Consider the following 15031-nt stretch of genomic DNA (forward strand, 5'->3'; position numbering starts at 1 on the left):
AACAGCATGAGCACTCTGATCAACAAGGTACTGTCCACCCGCGCTGGCTATGGCCTGACGGTTCTGCGTATCGTTGTCGGTACTGTCTTCGCCGCTCACGGTTCGCAGAAACTTTTCGGGGCATTCGGTGGTTATGGTCTGGCGGGAACCGCGCAGTACATGGAAAGCGTCGGGCTGACGCCGGGTTACCTGATGGCGGCACTGGCGGGCGGCATCGAATTCTTCGCCGGCCTGGCCCTGATCATCGGCTTGCTGGCTCGCCCGGCCGCACTTGGCCTGGCATTACTGTCGCTGGTCGCGATTTTCACGGTGCACATCAGCAACGGTCTGTTCATGGCCAACAACGGTTATGAATTCGCCCTGGCGTTGCTCGGTGGCAGTATCGCGGTACTGATCGAAGGTGCGGGCAAACTCTCGGCGGACCGTGCCATCGCCGGTTGACCGCTCTGGCTCAACGAAAAGGCCCGCATTGTGCGGGCCTTTTTTTGTTGCGCGTCATTCTTGACACTGTCCAGTCAGCTTCTCTAGGATGTTGCTCATGCGCCGATTTAAACAGCTACTTGCGGGGCGCCAGGTGACTCATTCAGTTGCCGATAGAAGCCGGAACAGGCTTCGAAATACCGCTAAAGCGCTGGTTCGGTGTTGCCTCTCACCTGCCATGCAGACTTTTGAGGCAGAGACACGACACAATGAATGCACTAAACCCTGTTGTACGTCCCGCGCCGATCACGGCACATCTCACTCAGCGCAATCCAAAAATCCTGCTTGGCGGCAAACATCAGCCGACGCTCTTGCGTTATCTCGATGGCTGGCCACGTCGTACCGGCGGTCCCGCTGCCTTCCTGATCCAGTTTGTCGAAGACGGTGAGTCGCTCGCTCGTTTCGCCGACGACAGTTTCGATCTGGCAGTGATTCAATCCCCCAGCCTCGAAGACGCTCCAGAAGTGATCAGGCAGCTGACCCGCGTTGCCCGGCAAGGGCTGATCACTCGCCGTTGAGTTTTACGGGTAGTCGATAGCCACGATATAAACACACTGCTCACCGGTCGGTGTCTGGACTCGAACTTCGGCGTCCAGTGCCTTGCCGATCAAGGCGCGGGCCAACGGCGAGTCAATGCTGATCAGGCCTTGTTTGAGGTCCAGTTCATCCGGCCCGACAATGCGGTAGCGGGACTCTTTGCCGTCTTCGTCCTCGATCGTGACCCAGGCGCCGAAATAGACCTTGTTCGGATCACTGGGTTTTTCGCTGACGACCTTGAGCGCCTCCAGACGCTTGGTGAGAAAACGCACGCGGCTGTCGATTTCTCGCAGCATCTTTTTGCCGTAGGTGTATTCGGCGTTCTCCGAACGATCACCCTGGGCCGCGGCTTCGCTGACAGCCTGGGTAACCTGGGGCCGGCGTACATGCCACAGTTCATGGAACTCGGCACGCATCCGCGCTTCACCCTCGGGGGTGATCAGCGCGGTGCCGGCGGTGCGGGGAGGGCGGTAACGGCTCATGTCAGCTTCTTTTGGTGAGGATGGCTGGAGTCTATCAACCCTCGCGCAGAACTGTCAGCGGGCTGGCGTTCAATGCCCGACGGGTGCCGAACACCCCGGCACCACCGATCAGCACGGCACCCACCAGTGGCAGCAACAACAGCCATGGATGCGGATGCCATGGCAGGTCGAAGGCGTAGCGGTAGAGCACCAGGCTCACCAGTTCCGAACCCAGTGCCGCCAGCAAACCGCTGACCGCACCGAGCAAGCCGAACTCGATGCGCCGTGCCTTGACCAGCAATTGCCGTTCAGCCCCCAGCGCTCGCAGTAATGCGCCCTGGCGAATGCGTTCGTCCAGCGTCGCCTGCAGGCCGGAAAACAGTACCGCCATCCCTGCCGCCAATACGAACAGCAACACATACTCCACCGCCAGGGTGACCTGGGCGAGAATGCTGCGCAGTTGTTCCAGCAAGGCTTCGACCTGCAGGATGGTCACCGCCGGGAACGCACGGGACAGGTCGACGATCTGTTGGTCATGACCCGGCGCCAGATAGAAACTGGTCAGGTAAGTCGCCGGCAGATCCTTCAGGGTGCCGGGCTGGAAGATCATGAAGAAGTTCGGCTGGAAGTTGTCCCAGTTGATCTCCCGCAGGCTGGTGACTTTCGCCTCGCGATTGACCCCGCCAACGCTGAAAACCAGATGGTCGCCGAGTTTGATTTTCAGGCTTTCAGCGACCTTGCCTTCCACCGACACGCCCGGAACATCGTCCGGCGACTGTTGGTTCCACCAATTGCCGGTCGTGAGCTTGTTGCCCGACGGCAGGTCCGCGGCCCAGGTCAGACTCAGGTCGCGCTGGATTGCCCGATCACCCGCCGATTCCTTGGTGACGATCTGCTGCACCGGTTCGCCGTTGATGCTGATCAGGCGCCCCGGCACCACCGGGTACAGTGGTGCCGATTGCGCCGCCACGGCGATCAGGTGATCGGTGAAGGCCTGTTTGTCCGCGGGCAGGATGTTCAGGGCGAAGTAATTGGGGGCGTTTTTCGGCAACTGGTTTTGCCAGGTATCCAGCAACTCACCGCGCAGCAGCGCAATCAGCGCCATCGACAGCAGAATCAGGCCGAACGCCAGGGACTGGCCCGCGGCGGCGAGCGGATGACGCAGCAATTGCCCGAGTCCCAGGCGCCAGGGCAGGGACGCACGGGCGAGCATGCGCCGCAGGCTCTTCAACAGCAGCAGCAACAAACCGCCCAGTACCAGTGCTGCAATCACGCCGCCGCCGAGCAGGGCAAAGGTCAGCACCAGGTCCAGGCTCAGGCGCCACATGATCAGGCCGAGGGCACTCAGTGCTGCACCGTAGACCATCCAGGTGCTGGAAGGGATGGGCAGCATGTCCCGACGCAATACGCGCAAAGGCGGAACCCGGCCCAGAGCCGCCAGTGGCGGCAAGGCGAAACCGGCCAGCGCCACCAGTCCGGTGCCGATCCCGGCAACGGCCGGAAGCAGCCCGCCCGCAGGCACGTCGGTCGGTAGCAAGTCATGCAGCAGGGCAAACAACCCCAGCTGTGCGAACCAGCCGAGGAGGGCGCCGCTGATGCTGGCCAGCAGTCCGAGGACGGTCAGTTGCAGGCTGAACAACACCAGGGTTTCCCGGCGTGACAGCCCGAGGCAGCGTAGCAAGGCACTGGCATCGAATCGGCGAGTGGCGAAGCGGGTTGCCGACAGCGCAACCGCCACGCCGGACAGCAACACCGCCACCAGGCTGGCCATGTTCAGGTAGCGTTCGGCTTTGCCCAGGGCGCCACCGATCTGCCGGTTGCCGTCGCGGGCGTCTTGCAGGCGCTGATTGGCGGCGAGACCCGGTTTTATGAGTTGCCGATAGGTTTCCAGCGCCTTGGCATCACCGCGCCACAACTCCCGATAGCTGACCCTGCTGCCGGGCTGCACCACGCCGGTGGCCGCAAGGTCGCCGAGATGGATCAGCACTCGGGGCGTCAGGCTGTAGAAATTGCCGGCGCGGTCGGGTTCGTACGTCAGCACCCGAGTCAGTTTCAGTGTTTTCATGCCGACATCGATGCTGTCGCCGATCTTCAGGTCCAGGGCAGTCAGCAGGCGTGCCTCGACCCAGGCTTCACCGGGTTTCGGTCCTCCACCGGGTTCCTCCACGGCAAAGGGCGCGGGCGCGCTTTTCAGTTCACCGCGTAGCGGGTAGGTGCTATCGGCTGCCTTGATGCTGGACAGCTGGATGCCGTTGTCGGTGGCGATAACGCTGGAGAACTCCACCACTTGAGCGTGTTCCAGACCCAGTTCGGTGCCGCTTCTTAATTGCTCGGGACGCGCCGGCGAGCTGCCTTCGAGCAGCAGGTCGGCACCGAGGAATTCGGTGGCCCGCAACAGCATGGCACCGTTCAGGCGCGCGCCAAAGTAGCCGATGGCGGTGCTGGCCGCCACGGCCACCAGCAAGGCAAAAAACAAAACGCGCAATTCACCGGCGCGAGCGTCGCGCAGCAATTGACGGATGGCGAGACTGAACAGGCGCAACAGCGGCAGACGTGCCATCAAGGCTCCAGAGGGGCGACCAGCAGGCCGGCTTCAAGACGGATCAGGCGCCGGCAGCGATGGGCCAGGCGTTCATCGTGAGTCACCAGCACCAGGGTCGTGCCGCGCTCCTTGTTGAGCTCGAACAGCAAGTCGCTGATGCGCTCGCCGGTGTGGCTGTCGAGGTTGCCGGTCGGTTCGTCGGCGAACAGCACATCGGGCTCGGCGGCAAACGCGCGGGCAATCGCCACGCGTTGTTGCTCGCCCCCCGAGAGCTGGCGCGGCGAGTGAGTCAGGCGCTGGCCCAGCCCCACGCGTTGCAGCAATTGGGTGGCGCGCTCGCGGGCGTCTTTACGGCCATCGAGTTCCAGCGGCAGCATGACGTTTTCCAGGGCATTGAGGCTGTCGAGCAACTGGAATGACTGGAACACAAAACCCACGTGCTCGGCGCGGATGCGCGCACGCTGGTCTTCATCGAGGTTGCTCAGGCCTTGCCCGGCGAGCGTGACTTCGCCGCTGCTCGGCAGGTCGAGGCCGGCGAGCAGGCCCAGCAGGGTGGATTTGCCGGAGCCCGAAGCGCCAACGATGGCCAGGCTGTCGCCCTTGTTCAGTTCCAGGCTGAGTTCGTGCAGGATGGTCAGTTCACCTTCCGCGCTGGGAACCACTTTGCTAAGGTCCTTCGCGATGAGAATGCTTGCGCCCATGGAGAGTCCGATGCGTGTCTGGTTTTTGAGTGCTGGCCTGGCCTTGTTGTGCATGGCCCAAAACGCAGCGGCGGGTACAGTCCTGATCGTTGGCGATAGTATCAGCGCCGGTTTCGGGCTGGATACCCGGCAGGGGTGGGTGTCGCTGCTTGAGCAACGGCTCAGGCGCGAAGGTTTCGACGATAAAGTGGTCAATGCGTCCATCAGTGGTGACACCAGTGCTGGAGGCCAGGCGCGCCTGCCGGCGCTGCTTGCAGAGCATAAGCCGGAGCTGGTGATCCTCGAGCTGGGCGGCAATGACGGGCTGCGCGGATTGCTGCCAATGCAATTGCAACAAAATCTTGCGTCAATGATCGACATTTCCCGGGCCAGCGGTGCCAAGGTGTTGCTGCTCGGCATGCAATTGCCACCCAATTACGGTGCCCGTTACACAAAGGCATTTGCCGAGGTCTACAGCAACCTGGCCGATGAAAAAAAGATCCCGCTGGTGCCGTTTTTCCTCGACGGCGTGGGCGGTCATCCTGACTTGATGCAGGCTGACGGCATACACCCGGCGGCCGGGGCCCAGGACAAGTTACTGGAAAATGTCTGGCCTACCCTAAAACCGCTGTTATGACACTTTTCTAGAAGCAGGCTTTCGGCTAAGGTGGCGCCCCCGATTTGGAGCCCCCGATGCCGCGTCCCGCCTGGTCACTCTTTGCCTACCAACTGATCGAGCCTGACGAACAGCTGGATCTGTTCGCCTGCCAGGAAGTGCGGGTACATCTGGTGACCCGTCAACTGGAGTTGGGCGGCTCGGCGGACCGTACCTTGTGCGGCAGCCTGTTGCCGGCACAGCCGCGCTGGTCGAGCGTTGATCGCCGGGTGTTTCAGGACCAGCGGCTGTGTTCGTTGTGCAGGGCCATCCTTGAATCGCAGAAACGTGGGACGTCGCCGATCTGGCCGGAGTTGCGTTTCGAGCTTTGATCTGTCGTTGGGGGTTTGCCCTGTTTTTTGGGTGCATATCCGTTTTTTGGGTAACGGCGGCTGGCGGTTTCGCCCTTACGGCGAGTCCCTTTTGTCAAACGACACAAAAGGAACCAAAAAGTCTCGCCCCTTACGTACGGCCCTTCGCTTAGGCTCAGGGTTCCTTCGCTCCGGCATTCATCCGGGGCATTGCCCTCCGGTTGGCTTCGCTGCACCTACATGCAATGTGTTCGACTGCGTCGAACGGCGCTGCGCGCCCATCCCCGGATGAGCACCTCCACTCAGCCTCCCGAGGGGCGGGTGGATCAAGATCAAGAGCGGCAGGCGAGCTAACGCTCGGCCTGTTGAGTGGTGAAGAGCGTGGGGGTACGCCGATCCGCCTTGATTTGCTTTGCTTTGCTCTTCTAATGAAATGGCTCCCCACACCCTGTGATCGCTCTCTAAGCTTTCACAGGGTGTCTTACGGAGGCTATTGCCATGAACAACGTTGCCATTGTCGCTATCGATCTAGGGAAACATACCTTCCATCTGCACGCGCAAGATGATCGCGGTCATGAGCTCTACCACAAGAAATTCAATCGCGCAGGTCTGGCCAGGCACCTGGCCAACCTTGAACCGTGCACGGTGGCGATGGAGGCCTGTGGTGGCGCCCACTACATGGCGCGGGAAGCGGCAAAATGGGGCCATGTGCCCAAACTCATTGCCCCACCTCGTGCGTCCCTACGTGAAAAGCAACAAGAACGACTTCGCCGATGCCATGGCGATTTGCGAGGCGGCGAGCCGCCCGACCATGCGTTTTGTGCCCCCTAAAACCGAAGCGCAACAAGCGCTGGCCATGCTCAATTCGCAACGCGACGCCTACATCAAGGAGCGTACGGCCAGCGTCAATCGGATTCACGCCGGCCTGTTAGAGGTCGGTATCAGCCTGTCCCCAGGCTTTCACGCCATCAAGGAACTGCCAGCGCTGCTGGAGGCGTGTTCATTTTCTGCGCAGATCAAACAAATCCTGCTGGGGCTGCGTGAGCACTTCAATTATCTGGACGGGCAGGTCAAGGCACTGGACAAGCAGGTTGAACGCCAGGCCGCTGAAGATGATCTGGCTTCTCGCCTGATGACAATTCCTTGCGTCGGTCCGATCACCTCCAGCGTCCTGGCTGCGGAGTTGGGCAACGGTCAGCAGTTCAAGTGCGGTCGAGACTATTCAGCCTCGATTGGGTTGGTGCCCAAGCAACACTCCACCGGCGACAAGACGGTACTTTTGGGGATCAGCAAACGCGGTGACCGGAATCAGAGACGGCTGCTTATCCAGTGCGCCCGTGTGTATCTGATGGGGCTGGAACGACAGACAGGAGCGCTGGCCGATTGGGTCCGCCAACTGCTGGCTCGCCATCATTCCAACCGTGTGGTCTGCGCCTTGGCCAACAAACTGGCAAGAATCGCCTGGTCGATCGCCGCTCACCACGATGAATTCAAGGCGGGGTCAAGCGCGATGAACGCTTGACCTCGCTGCCACCCGAGCACCACCCACCTGGTTTTGCGATGCTGGATAACAGATGACGTGAACGGCCAACCGGCCTGACGACTACCCTGGGCTCCCACAAGGCTGAAAAAGCCTTCTTTCTATGAAGGGCCGTCAGGCGCGATTCTCATCGAGGCGCAGGGTCGCCACCCAGACGCCGGATAGATGAAAGCAAGCCAAACACGCATCAAAAACAGTATTGCAGAAATGGGGGGATCCATAGATGTGGGAGCGAGCTTGCTCGCGATGGACGTCAACGATAACGCGTGCTGACTGAATGCCCGCGTTGTCCTGGCGTTTTTCGCGAGCAGGCTCGCTCCTACAGGGGAGCGCGTGCAATTGCGATCAGGCCGGCCAGCAGGCCGCCTCGCTTTTGCTTTTGCTTTTGATCTTTTTGCCCCCTCGAGAGGCCGAGTGGAGGTTCTGCGCAGTGGGCAACCCGGCATGGATGCCGGGTTAGCCGCGTACGGCCATGGATGGCCGATCGCGGCGGGCCCACGGAGCAGGACCGGAACGAGGGAATGCCGAGCCTTGGCGAGGCACCGAACGAAAGGGGCAAGAGCCCTTGGTTACTTGGGGCTTTTCCAAGTAACCCGCCGTAAGGGCGGAACCCTAAGTCGCCGTGACCGCAGAAACGGATATGTACGCCCTCAAAAGTCCACGCCGCCTGCCATACGGCCTTCGCGAGCAGGCTCGCTCCCACACGGGATCGAGGATAATCGCAAATCACCTTGCATCGCCTGCAATCGGGCCATCTCCCCGAAATAACAGACAGCGGTGTACAATCGCTTTCTTATATCTCAGTTGATCATGCGAAGGATTTTCCGGATGTTGTCGCGCTTTCCTGCCGTCACCCGCTGCCTGACTCTTGCCGCCCTTTTTGTGGCCGGTCCCGTTGCAGCATTGGAGTTTCCCCTGCCACCGCCCGGTGAGGACATCATCGGCCAGGTGCAGGTGATCAAGGCCAAGTACGAAGATACCTTCGCCGACCTTGGTACTGCCTACGATCTGGGCTACACGGAAATGGTCGCGGCCAACCCGGGTGTCGATGCATGGTTGCCTGGCGCCGGCACGGAAATCATTCTGCCGACCCGCTTCATCCTGCCACCAGGCCCGCGTGAAGGCATCGTGATCAACCTGGCCGAGTACCGCCTCTACTACTACCCGAAAGGCAAGAACGTGGTGTACACGTTCCCGTTGGGTATCGGTCGTGAAGGTTGGGGCTCGCCAATTGCCCACACCAGCATCACCGCCAAGACACCTAATCCGACCTGGACGCCTCCGGCTTCGATCAAGGCCGAGCACGCAGCAGACGGTGATCCGCTGCCCAATGTCGTGCCGGCCGGCCCTGACAACCCGCTGGGGCCGTTCAAGTTCACCCTGGGCACACCGGGCTACCTGATCCACGGCTCGAACAAGAAGTTCGGTATCGGCATGCGCACCAGCCACGGCTGCTTCCGCATGTTCAACAACAACGTGCTGGAAATGGCGGGCATGGTGCCGGTCGGTACGTCGGTACGGATCATCAACGACCCGTACAAGTTTGGCATGAGTGGCGGCAAGGTTTATCTGGAGGCGCATACGCCGCTGGACGACAAGGGCAACCCGTCGGTTGTCGACAAGCACACTGCGGTCATCAATGCGATGCTCAAGCGTGAAGACATCACCAACAACCTGCGCATGAACTGGGATGTGGTACGTGATGTGGTTGCCGCTGAAGACGGCCTGCCAGTGGAGATCGCTGTGCCGGGCAACAGCGTCGCACCGATGGTGTCGAGCACTCCGATCGACCCGATGCAGTAACGCTTGCAAAGAACCCGTCGGCGCGGACCGCGTCGACGGGTTTTTTATTGCCTGGAGAAACGCCAGGCAATAAAAAAGCCGACCCAAAAAATGGGTCGGCTTGATAACAATCCCGAAGGATTATTATTTGCGGCTAGCTTTGTCCAGCATGCGCAGAGCACGCTCGTTAGCTTCGTCAGCAGTCTGTTGTGCTTTTTGAGCAGCAGCCAGAGCTTCATCAGCTTTACGGTAGGCTTCGTCTGCACGAGCCTGGGAGCGAGCAGCTGCGTCTTCAGTAGCGGTCAGACGTGCTTCGGTTTCTTTCGATGCGCTGCTGCAACCGGTAGCCAGAACTGCGGCCAGAGCCAGAGCAGAGAATTTCAGAACGTTGTTCATCGTGTTCCCCTTCAAGGACTTTCTATTAAGTAGCTATCTCCTCCGATTGAGGAAATAGCCGGCGTACATACTACCCATTACTTGTAGTAAGTAAAACTGACGTGACGCAAGAAGCAAAAAAAATTGTAGGCGTTGATTCTTTTTCGAGCAACTTTTAACTGAACTGTTTAAAAAATATCCAGCTGCAAGGCCCGTGGCTGAGCGAACTGGCGAGAAAAAGTTCCTTCGGCGCACCGCTCTTTTTCCCGTCTGGCTAAAGTCCGCCTACATGGATTCGTCTACACTTTTGTTCGGCTTTTGCGTAGCGCCTCCCAATATCTTTCTGGATGTTCAGGTGACTTTAACAGCGGGCGCTCGTCTTAAGTCTCAACATCCGGCAATGTTCAGGCTATCGACCCGGAGTGATCTTCGGTCGAGCCATTCCTGCGTGATCCGGAGCAGCACCCGCCAACCTGCATGATGACGAGCGCACCTTGAGCATTTCTGTCAATGGTGCCTACTATTTGTACGTGCTCGTTAGCGCGAGATCGGTGCAGCTCTTCTCGGTGTCCATTCAGGCACGGGGTGGCGTAGATGTTCCTTCGCCGGAAAAACATCGGTAAGGTAGGGGTCGGAAATCCAGACCCGCGAGGAGTAGTGATGAGCGAGGCGTTGTCCATCCACCATGACCAGGCTGGTCATCAGTTCGAGACCATTGTGGACGGTCATCGTGCCTATCTGACCTATATGGATCTGGGGAAGCAGACCCTGGATATCTATCGCACCTTCGTGCCCAACGCATTGCGTGGTCGCGGTATTGCAGCAGCCTTGACCGAGAAGGCGCTGGAGTACGCTGACGAAATGGGCTACACCGTCATTCCATCGTGCTCCTACGTCGAGCGCTACATGGAGCGTCACCAGCGGCATGCGGCCAAGCTGAGCCAGTGACCTTCAATAAAACGAATGCATGAAAAAACGCCGGGTTTTGCCCGGCGTTTTTTTGTCTGCGCTTTTTGTGCGGCCAATCAGGCGATCAGCTGCGATCGCGTTTGGGCAGCACGTCCTTGAGCTTGGCATGCATGCTGCGCAAGGTGTTTTCGGTCGCGGTCCAGTCGATGCAGGCGTCGGTGATCGACACGCCGTATTGCAGGTCGGCAAGGTCTTTCGGGATCGCCTGGGCGCCCCAGTTCAGGTGGCTTTCAACCATCAGGCCGATGATCGACTTGTTGCCTTCGAGGATCTGGTTGGCGACGTTTTCCATCACCAGCGGTTGCAGGGCCGGATCCTTGTTGGAGTTGGCGTGGCTGCAATCGACCATGATGTTCGGCTTGATTTTCGCCTTGTTCAGCGCCTGCTCGCAGAGCGCAACGCTGACCGAATCGTAGTTCGGCTTGCCGTTGCCGCCGCGCAGCACCACGTGACCGTAGGCGTTGCCCTTGGTGGTCACGATCGACACGCCGCCTTCCTGGTTGATGCCCAGGAAACGGTGCGGGCTGGAAACCGACTGCAAGGCGTTGATCGCCACGGTCAGGCCGCCATCGGTGCCGTTCTTGAAGCCGACGGCCGAGGACAGACCGGACGCCATTTCACGGTGAGTCTGGGATTCGGTGGTGCGCGCGCCGATGGCCGACCAGCTGATCAGGTCCTGCAAGTATTGCGGGGAGATCGGGTCGAGGGCTTCGGTGGCGGTTGGCAGGCCTTTCTCAGCCAGGTCCAGCAGCAACTGGCGACCGATGTGCAAGCCGTCCTGGATCTTGAACGAGTCATCCAGGTACGGGTCGTTGATCAAGCCTTTCCAGCCGACGGTGGTACGTGGCTTCTCGAAATACACGCGCATGACCAGATACAGGGTATCGGACACTTCGGCAGCGAGAGCCTTCAGGCGGTCGGCATACTCGTGGGCGGCCTTGATGTCATGGATCGAGCAAGGCCCGATGACGACGAACAGGCGGTGGTCGGTGCCATCCAGAATGTTGCGAATGACTTCGCGGCCCTTGGTGACGGTGCGCAGTGCGGCGTCGCTCAGGGGAATATCGCGCTTGAGCTGATCGGGAGTGATCAGTGTCTCGTTGGAGGCGACGTTTAGGTCGTTGAACGGTAAATCAGCCATCGTTTACTCGTCAGGTCACGGGTGCCGGCCGCCAGCGAACCCGCGCGGCGGAGCACAGCAAATTAAGCGCGTCGGGGAGCCGAACCTTAGCGCGTTACACCGTGGCTCGACAATGGGCAGACACCGGTTTAGGGGCCATTCTCGCTCAGTTTCCCCAACGTGACCGGCAAACCCTTCGGCAATGCCCCTAATCCGACACAGGCTCGGCAAAAGCCTTGCGCACCGATTCGTGAGAGAACTCATCGGCATGCTCCTGGAGCCATTCGAGGGCCAGGGCCTGAATATCCTGCAAGTCCTCGTGGGCGTCATGCAGGCGGCAGTAGCGTTCGATCTGGCACACCTGCTCGCCCATCCGGGCGCTGAACAGCATTTGTTCGTCGACGAAGGCGATGCCCACCAGATAACCGCGTTTGCGCCGCAGGCACCAGGCGACATAACCCAGGTAACGCACGTCCGGACTCACGGTCGGCATGCGAACTTCCAACGCCGTGCCGTGGCGCCACGCGCGGTGATAATTGCAAGCCATGCCCCCGAGGCTGATAGTGTGCAGCTGTCGTCGCGAAATACATTCAGGTTTCAGCAACGTTAATTCGACGGGCACATCGTCAGGGTGAGGAATAAAACGTCCCATGAACACAGACTCCATGTGTCGGCCATCTGACATTGTTACACCCAGTATAGTGGTCGAATTGGAACTGACCGATTTTGACGCCGACCAACGGTTGCTGGCGATGCGCGGCGTTTCGCTGGTTATTTTCACCAGTGTCGGTTGCGCCAGTTGCCGTTTTGCCCGCGAGCAATTGCCGGCGCTCGATCTGGCGGTCGATCGACTGTGCTGGATCGATGCCGGCAATAACGGAGGGGTGGTCGAGCGTTATCAGGTCTTTCACTTGCCGGCGCTGTTTGTTGTGCGCGACGGCGAATTCTTCGGAGCACTGAAATCTCGTCTGACTGACACCGAGCTCAATCGAGCGGTGCGCCAGGCGCTGAGTCGAACAGCAGAGGAGTTGCCATGATGGGGACAGTTGCCGGGCCGACGATCGGCATTATAGGGACCGGCGCAATCGGCGGTTTCTACGGGGTGATGCTGGCGCGTGCCGGTTTTGATGTGCATTTTCTGTTGCGCAGCGAATTCTCCGCGGTGGCCGAACATGGGTTGCGCGTCGATAGCGCACCCCACGGCGCACTGACGTTGAACCCGGTGCAGGCCTATTCGAATGCTGAAGACATGCCGCCCTGCGACTGGCTGCTGGTAGGCGCGAAAACCACCAGCAATGCAGGCCTGGCACCTGCCATCCTGCAGGCGGCGGCACCGAACGCCAAGGTACTGCTGTTGCAAAACGGCCTGGACGTTGAAGACAGCCTGCGCGAGTTGCTCCCCGATTCGCTGCATGTACTCGGCGGGCTCTGCTACATCTGCGTCCATCGCGAGGCGCCAGGTGTTATCACTCATCAGGCGCTGGGCGCGGTGCATGTTGGTTATCACAGCGGTCCCGCCGATGGGCCGACACGCAGCGCCATTGTCGAGGAGGGCGTCGGTCTGTTCCGCAGTGCCGGCCTCGATTCCCAGGCCATGGCGAATCTGCATCAGGCGCGTTGGCAAAAACTGGTCTGGAATATCCCTTACAACGGGCTATCGGTTTTGCTGGGCGCGAGCACCACACCGTTGATGGCGGATGCCGACAGTCGCGAACTGATCAAGGCGCTGATGGCTGAAGTCGTGCAAGGCGCAGTCGCGTGCGGGCACGATGTACCGGCGGGGTATGCCGAGCATTTGTTCATGGTGACCGAAAAAATGCCCGACTACTGGCCGAGCATGTACCACGATTTCCTGCACAAGCGGCCGCTGGAGCTGGCGGCGATCTACGCCCGGCCACTGGCGGCAGCCAAGGCCGCGGGGTGTGAAATGCCACGCATCGAGGCCTTGTATCGCAGCTTGAGTTTCATTGATCGACGCAACACCTGAGTCGACCGACCTGAGGGGGAAGGGCATGCCGAAGACAATTGACGACAAGCTGGTGCTGGCGATTTCTTCGCGGGCGCTGTTCGATCTGAGCGAAAGCCACAAGGTCTATCTGTCGAGCGGCGTCGAAGCCTACCGGCAATATCAGATCGAACACGAAGACGAGATCCTCCAGCCCGGCGATGCCTTTCCATTGGTGCAGAAGCTCCTGAACCTCAACAACAGCCTCGGTCGCGCCCGGGTCGAGGTGATTCTGGTGTCGCGCAACAGCGCCGACACCGGGCTGCGGGTATTCAACTCGATTGACCACTACGGACTGGCGATTTCCCGTGCGGCATTTGTTGGCGGGCGCAGTCCGTATCCCTACCTCAAGGCCTTTGACTGCGACCTGTTTCTCTCGACCCACGCCGAAGACGTACGCAATGCACTGGACGCCGGTTTCGCGGCAGCGACCATTCTGTCGGGTGGTGCGAGCCGTGCAGCCAGCGACGAGTTACGCATTGCCTTCGACGGAGACGCGGTGCTGTTTTCCGATGAGTCGGAGCGCATTTATCAGGCCGGTGGTCTGGAAGCATTTCAGGCCAGCGAGCGTGAGGCCGCCCGCGAGCCGTTGCGCGGTGGGCCGTTCAAGGGTTTTCTCGCGGCCCTCAATCTGCTGCAGCGTGAGTTCCCGGAGGACGCCTGTCCGATCCGTACCGCGTTGGTCACGGCACGATCGGCGCCGGCCCATGAGCGGGTCATTCGCACGTTGCGCGAATGGGACATCCGCCTCGATGAGTCGCTGTTCCTTGGCGGCCTGACCAAGTCAGCCTTTCTCGAAGCCTTTGCGGCCGACGTGTTTTTCGACGATCAGGCCGGCCACTGTGAATTGGCCCGTGAAGTCGTCGCCACCGGTCATGTGCCCCATGGCATAAGCAACGAGCAAAAGGTTTAAGCCCGCCATTCAATGCGTTGCGCCGGACGTCGCAGTCGCCAAGGCACTGCTAAGCTGAATCAAATCTCCGCCATGTTGGCAGTTGAGGAGGTCATATGATTCGTTCGATGCTGTATGCCACAGACCTTGGCCTGTACGCGCCCGTGGTGATGCAGCATGCCCTGGAGCTGGCCCGGACCTTCAATGCCAATTTGTATGTCGTGCATGCGGTTGAACCCATGGGGTTGTTTGCCGAATCGGTGCTGCAAAGCTATCTCGATGAGCAGGCGTTGAATGAGTTTCACAGCCAGGGCCTGAATACCGTGATTGCCAGTATCGAACAGCGGGTGCTCGACAGTTTTCGTGAGGAACTGGGGGATGAAGGGGAGCACGACCTGGAGCGGATTCAGGCAGTACGGGTGCTGCAGGGCGACCCATCGCAGGTGATTCTGGACCAGGCGCAGAAACTCTCCGTGGATTTGTTGATCGTAGGAAGTCACAGCCACGGTGCCGGTGCGGAAACGCCTTTGGGCCGAACCGCCGCCCGTGTGTTGCAACTGTCCAAGGTGCCGGTCTATCTGGTGCCGCTGATGCAACGTCGTCGCCAAGGGGATCTCTAGAACACGAATAGTGGCAATCCGATAAAAAAGTTCTAGATTTATTCTTCATGCCATTAATATAG

The 15031-nt window shown here is 60.0% G+C and carries 16 protein-coding genes and 1 pseudogene; 11 read left to right on the plus strand and 6 right to left on the minus strand.

The window, feature by feature from the left end; genetic code table 11:
* The first annotated feature begins 6 nt into the window (after positions 1 to 6).
* Positions 7 to 441: a DoxX family protein gene (locus RS887_RS17175; RefSeq protein ID WP_322616269.1), complete on the plus strand. Its 435-nt coding sequence runs from the start codon at positions 7 to 9 to the stop codon at positions 439 to 441.
* A gap of 248 nt (positions 442 to 689) precedes the next feature.
* On the plus strand, positions 690 to 998 hold the full coding sequence (locus RS887_RS17180; RefSeq protein ID WP_008001428.1) for a hypothetical protein: 309 nt from the start codon (positions 690 to 692) through the stop codon (positions 996 to 998).
* Positions 999 to 1001: 3 nt separating this feature from the next.
* On the opposite strand, the gene greB is transcribed toward RS887_RS17180, so the two are convergent.
* The 3 genes from greB to RS887_RS17195 are packed head-to-tail and all read right to left on the minus strand — an operon-like array spanning position 1002 to position 4721.
* Complete coding sequence (gene greB / locus RS887_RS17185; protein WP_007973570.1) at positions 1002 to 1499, minus strand: transcription elongation factor GreB; 498 nt, start codon at positions 1497 to 1499, stop codon at positions 1002 to 1004.
* A 34-nt stretch (positions 1500 to 1533) separates the two neighbouring features.
* A complete protein-coding gene (locus RS887_RS17190; protein ID WP_322616270.1) occupies positions 1534 to 4038 on the minus strand; it encodes an ABC transporter permease in 2505 nt (834 codons plus the stop codon).
* Positions 4038 to 4721 (minus strand): ABC transporter ATP-binding protein, encoded by a 684-nt coding sequence (locus RS887_RS17195; RefSeq protein ID WP_007991765.1) that lies wholly within the window; start codon positions 4719 to 4721, stop codon positions 4038 to 4040. The genes RS887_RS17190 and RS887_RS17195 overlap by 1 nt, the downstream gene beginning before the upstream one ends.
* 10 nt (positions 4722 to 4731) lie before the next feature.
* Here RS887_RS17195 and RS887_RS17200 point away from each other — a divergent pair, with 10 nt between their 5' ends.
* The 4 genes and pseudogenes from RS887_RS17200 to RS887_RS17215 all read left to right on the plus strand — a co-directional run bounded on the left by RS887_RS17200 (position 4732) and on the right by RS887_RS17215 (position 9009).
* Positions 4732 to 5337, plus strand: a complete 606-nt coding sequence (locus RS887_RS17200) for an arylesterase (protein ID WP_322616271.1) — start codon at positions 4732 to 4734, stop codon at positions 5335 to 5337.
* Between the two features lie 56 nt (positions 5338 to 5393).
* The gene (locus RS887_RS17205) at positions 5394 to 5687 is read left to right on the plus strand and encodes a hypothetical protein (RefSeq protein ID WP_003226812.1); all 294 of its coding nucleotides are present in this window, start codon (positions 5394 to 5396) and stop codon (positions 5685 to 5687) included.
* 477 nt (positions 5688 to 6164) lie between these two features.
* A pseudogene (locus tag RS887_RS17210) lies at positions 6165 to 7188 on the plus strand (IS110 family transposase).
* Between the two features lie 846 nt (positions 7189 to 8034).
* Positions 8035 to 9009, plus strand: a complete 975-nt coding sequence (locus RS887_RS17215) for a L,D-transpeptidase family protein (RefSeq protein ID WP_008023297.1) — start codon at positions 8035 to 8037, stop codon at positions 9007 to 9009.
* Between the two features lie 123 nt (positions 9010 to 9132).
* Here RS887_RS17215 and oprI read toward each other — a convergent pair whose 3' ends face one another.
* Positions 9133 to 9384, minus strand: a complete 252-nt coding sequence (gene oprI / locus RS887_RS17220) for an outer membrane lipoprotei OprI (protein ID WP_003199355.1) — start codon at positions 9382 to 9384, stop codon at positions 9133 to 9135.
* A gap of 639 nt (positions 9385 to 10023) precedes the next feature.
* Between oprI and RS887_RS17225 the strand changes: the two genes are divergently transcribed.
* Positions 10024 to 10311 carry a GNAT family N-acetyltransferase gene (locus RS887_RS17225; protein ID WP_008023295.1) on the plus strand — a complete coding sequence of 96 codons (288 nt, stop codon included), beginning with the start codon at positions 10024 to 10026 and terminating at the stop codon, positions 10309 to 10311.
* Between the two features lie 85 nt (positions 10312 to 10396).
* Here the strand turns inward: RS887_RS17225 and RS887_RS17230 are convergent, their stop codons facing one another.
* Together RS887_RS17230 and RS887_RS17235 are read right to left on the minus strand one after the other, a co-directional pair.
* The gene (locus RS887_RS17230) at positions 10397 to 11473 is read right to left on the minus strand and encodes a 3-deoxy-7-phosphoheptulonate synthase (protein ID WP_322616272.1); all 1077 of its coding nucleotides are present in this window, start codon (positions 11471 to 11473) and stop codon (positions 10397 to 10399) included.
* A gap of 187 nt (positions 11474 to 11660) precedes the next feature.
* Positions 11661 to 12104: a PilZ domain-containing protein gene (locus RS887_RS17235; RefSeq protein ID WP_043302712.1), complete on the minus strand. Its 444-nt coding sequence runs from the start codon at positions 12102 to 12104 to the stop codon at positions 11661 to 11663.
* On the opposite strand from RS887_RS17235, the gene RS887_RS17240 reads away from it, so the two are divergent.
* The 4 genes from RS887_RS17240 to RS887_RS17255 all read left to right on the plus strand — a co-directional run bounded on the left by RS887_RS17240 (position 12103) and on the right by RS887_RS17255 (position 14969).
* Positions 12103 to 12489 (plus strand): thioredoxin, encoded by a 387-nt coding sequence (locus RS887_RS17240; protein ID WP_322616273.1) that lies wholly within the window; start codon positions 12103 to 12105, stop codon positions 12487 to 12489. The genes RS887_RS17235 and RS887_RS17240 overlap by 2 nt on opposite strands.
* Positions 12486 to 13439: a putative 2-dehydropantoate 2-reductase gene (locus RS887_RS17245; RefSeq protein ID WP_322616274.1), complete on the plus strand. Its 954-nt coding sequence runs from the start codon at positions 12486 to 12488 to the stop codon at positions 13437 to 13439. Before RS887_RS17240 ends, RS887_RS17245 begins: the two co-directional genes overlap by 4 nt.
* Before the next feature lie 25 nt (positions 13440 to 13464).
* Positions 13465 to 14370, plus strand: a complete 906-nt coding sequence (locus RS887_RS17250) for a 5'-nucleotidase (RefSeq protein WP_057397252.1) — start codon at positions 13465 to 13467, stop codon at positions 14368 to 14370.
* A gap of 95 nt (positions 14371 to 14465) precedes the next feature.
* Entirely contained in the window at positions 14466 to 14969 is a 504-nt protein-coding gene (locus RS887_RS17255; RefSeq protein WP_322616275.1) for a universal stress protein, read from the plus strand.
* Positions 14970 to 15031 lie beyond the last annotated feature (62 nt).

It is taken from the genome of Pseudomonas sp. BIC9C, from assembly GCF_034541995.1.
In the GTDB taxonomy this organism is placed as follows: Bacteria; Pseudomonadota; Gammaproteobacteria; order Pseudomonadales; family Pseudomonadaceae; genus Aquipseudomonas; species Aquipseudomonas fluorescens_CC.

Bases quoted from the DNA above. Each gene is read 5' to 3' on its own strand.
- RS887_RS17175 (WP_322616269.1), top strand. From the start codon at position 7: ATGAGCACTCTGATCAACAAGGTACTGTCCACCCGCGCTGGCTATGGC.
- RS887_RS17180 (WP_008001428.1), top strand. From the start codon at position 690: ATGAATGCACTAAACCCTGTTGTACGTCCCGCGCCGATCACGGCACAT.
- greB (WP_007973570.1), bottom strand. From the start codon at position 1,499: ATGAGCCGTTACCGCCCTCCCCGCACCGCCGGCACCGCGCTGATCACC.
- RS887_RS17190 (WP_322616270.1), bottom strand. From the start codon at position 4,038: ATGGCACGTCTGCCGCTGTTGCGCCTGTTCAGTCTCGCCATCCGTCAA.
- RS887_RS17195 (WP_007991765.1), bottom strand. From the start codon at position 4,721: ATGGGCGCAAGCATTCTCATCGCGAAGGACCTTAGCAAAGTGGTTCCC.
- RS887_RS17200 (WP_322616271.1), top strand. From the start codon at position 4,732: ATGCGTGTCTGGTTTTTGAGTGCTGGCCTGGCCTTGTTGTGCATGGCC.
- RS887_RS17205 (WP_003226812.1), top strand. From the start codon at position 5,394: ATGCCGCGTCCCGCCTGGTCACTCTTTGCCTACCAACTGATCGAGCCT.
- RS887_RS17215 (WP_008023297.1), top strand. From the start codon at position 8,035: ATGTTGTCGCGCTTTCCTGCCGTCACCCGCTGCCTGACTCTTGCCGCC.
- oprI (WP_003199355.1), bottom strand. From the start codon at position 9,384: ATGAACAACGTTCTGAAATTCTCTGCTCTGGCTCTGGCCGCAGTTCTG.
- RS887_RS17225 (WP_008023295.1), top strand. From the start codon at position 10,024: ATGAGCGAGGCGTTGTCCATCCACCATGACCAGGCTGGTCATCAGTTC.
- RS887_RS17230 (WP_322616272.1), bottom strand. From the start codon at position 11,473: ATGGCTGATTTACCGTTCAACGACCTAAACGTCGCCTCCAACGAGACA.
- RS887_RS17240 (WP_322616273.1), top strand. From the start codon at position 12,103: ATGAACACAGACTCCATGTGTCGGCCATCTGACATTGTTACACCCAGT.
- RS887_RS17235 (WP_043302712.1), bottom strand. From the start codon at position 12,104: ATGGGACGTTTTATTCCTCACCCTGACGATGTGCCCGTCGAATTAACG.
- RS887_RS17245 (WP_322616274.1), top strand. From the start codon at position 12,486: ATGATGGGGACAGTTGCCGGGCCGACGATCGGCATTATAGGGACCGGC.
- RS887_RS17250 (WP_057397252.1), top strand. From the start codon at position 13,465: ATGCCGAAGACAATTGACGACAAGCTGGTGCTGGCGATTTCTTCGCGG.
- RS887_RS17255 (WP_322616275.1), top strand. From the start codon at position 14,466: ATGATTCGTTCGATGCTGTATGCCACAGACCTTGGCCTGTACGCGCCC.